The sequence below is a fragment of the Cysteiniphilum sp. genome (assembly GCF_057495195.1).
In genome coordinates this window covers 1-2,268 of record NZ_JBXTEF010000048.1, presented here as the reverse complement: position 1 = coordinate 2,268, position 2,268 = coordinate 1, and the positions used below count along the sequence as shown (strand labels likewise).

At 38.6% G+C, this 2,268-nt stretch carries 4 protein-coding genes; all 4 read left to right on the top strand.

Translation table 11 applies throughout. The annotated features are described in order from the left end of the window. The first annotated feature begins 99 nt into the window (after nucleotides 1-99). Nucleotides 100-1,401, top strand: a complete 1,302-nt coding sequence (locus ACY10D_RS04490; RefSeq protein WP_486999578.1) for a hypothetical protein — start codon at nucleotides 100-102, stop codon at nucleotides 1,399-1,401. After that, on the top strand, nucleotides 1,398-1,751 hold the full coding sequence (locus ACY10D_RS04485; protein WP_486999577.1) for a RyR domain-containing protein: 354 nt from the start codon (nucleotides 1,398-1,400) through the stop codon (nucleotides 1,749-1,751). Before ACY10D_RS04490 ends, ACY10D_RS04485 begins: the two co-directional genes overlap by 4 nt. Nucleotides 1,752-1,814: 63 nt before the next feature. Then, entirely contained in the window at nucleotides 1,815-2,123 is a 309-nt protein-coding gene (locus ACY10D_RS04480) for an HU family DNA-binding protein (RefSeq protein ID WP_486999576.1), read from the top strand. After that, nucleotides 2,120-2,268, top strand: a 149-nt coding sequence (locus ACY10D_RS04475; protein WP_486999579.1) for an Rpn family recombination-promoting nuclease/putative transposase, incomplete at its 3' end; no start/stop codon positions are given. The genes ACY10D_RS04480 and ACY10D_RS04475, both read left to right, overlap by 4 nt.

The following is a 2,268-nucleotide window of genomic DNA, read 5'->3' as shown; positions in this document are numbered from 1 at the left end:
GCGTAGTGAAGTGAAAGTTTCATGCTGCGTTCTTCGAGGAGTCGCACTCAGCAATGGGTGCGGCTTACTCTACTAATCAGGAATCTAAGGGACAAATAAATGCAGGTTATCAAAAAGTTTAAAAACAATGACCGAATCGTGTCAGTTCGCGCATTAAGTGACGATGAAGCGAATGCTTTATTTTGGGTGTTCATTAAAAACAAAGGCAACCACCAACAAAAAGAGATCGTTAAAACGTTAAGTGAGTACATCCGTGATCGTGATTGTTGGCTTGAATGTGATTGTGACACTAAAGAGGATGAACACGCCTTGATGACAATCGCTTTAAGTCACAAGGACAACTACTATTTACAACATATCAACTCAAGAGGCGATCACAACGCAACGTGTCGCTTTAAAGTTTCGCCTACCTCTTCGGGTGGGTCGAGCAATCAAGTTAAACGCATCAGTAAGTCAAACCTTTTAAGGCTGCATGTTAGAGGTGGTTTAGGTGATGAGGACAAAAAAGAAAAAAGTGAATTTTCGACATCAAAAAGCACCGTGACAAAATACCCAAAATTGGCAAGATTTCTGTATTGCCTCCTTGATGATGCTCGATTGAATCGTATTCATTGTAACAATGTCAATATCAGCGATAGTTATAAGGCATTACGTCAAGCGGCTCGCAAGTATCAAATGGAAAAAGAAATTAAAGCCAGTGAGTTTCTTTTTACATATCCTGATATTGAGCAGATTAAGCAAAAGTTAAAAGGCTCCCTGTCACGATGGGGTGAAGCTCGCCCTTATGCTTTATGTGTTGCGGTCGCTAGTGATATTGTCGGCAATAAGCTCATTTTCAAATACAAAGCCAAGGAAATAGTTGTTGAGCTTAATGGTATCTTGAAAAAATCATCGGGGCGTTTAGGTGAGGATAGTAAGCCGTATCTGGTGATCTTTACCGTGACGGATTCTAACAATGATATAGGAAGCTTTAAACCTTACAATGGTTTTGCTGTACCCGTGTTATCACCCTTTGAGCTTATCCCTGTTGATAGTCGTTATGAGCGCATGGTGTTAGAAAAATTAAAGTATCGCGCTAGGTGGTGGCATGAGCAAAAGCTAACCGCAACAGTGATTAAGCCATTGTTTGATGAAAGTGTCATGATCGATGGCGAGTTATTGAACTGTTTGCCTGATATTATTGTTAAAACGCCAAAGCATAATATTGTTTTTGAGGTCATGGGTTCTCGTGAGCAGATGTATATTGACCGGAAAGAACGCACAACTAAAGTTATGCGTGAACTGGGTGAGTATATTGAATTTGACGCATTAGAGGCTGAAAAAACCAATATTTGGGATGAGATGCTAAACAAAAAAGTGAGCCAATTAAGCGCACTCGTATTTAAAGGAAATAACAAATGAGCATAGAAAATATAGCAAAAATCACACACGATATTAATAAAGCTTACTGTGAATCTTTAGGTGATCAATCGCAATTCACATGGGAAGATGCGCCACAATGGCATAAAGACAGTGTTATCAGCGGTGTTAAGGCATATATAGATGACCCTGATTTAACACCACAACAAAGTCATCAAAACTGGTTCAGTATTAAGATCAATGATGGTTGGGTTTATGGTGAAGTTAAAGATGTCGATAAAAAAGAGCACCCTTGTTTGGTTGCTTATGATCAGTTGCCTAATGAGCATCGAGTTAAAAACGCAATATTTAGGCAGGTGGTGTTGTCATTAAAAGACAAACTCACCTCGTAAATCCCTTGTATTTACTAGCACCACAGTATATTTTAATCATATTAATTTTAAAGGAGCAACCACATGGCTAAGAAAAAAGAAGTTAAAAACTACAACAAAGCTGAATTTGTGGCATTGGTCGCAGAAAAAATGAACGCAACCAAAGACAATGCTAATAGATCAGTTGACGCATTTATTGAAGCAGTTACTGATATTGTCAAAAATGGTGATTCAGTTAATTTCATTGGCTTTGGTAAATTTAGCGTGGGCGAACGTGCAGCTCATGAGGGTCGCAATCCAAAGACAGGTGAAGTGCTAAAAATTAAGGCATCTACAGCACCTAAATTTACTGCGGGCAAAGGCTTAAAAGATGCTGTTAGCGGTAAAAAATGACAGAAAATAACGAATCAAGCAACAATTTGCCCACGCCACACGATGTCTTTTTCAAAGCTAATTTAGCTGAAAAAAGCAAAGCAAAGGCATTACTGAAACAGATATATTCAAAGGAGTTGGTGAGCAAGCTTGATTTAAAACATTT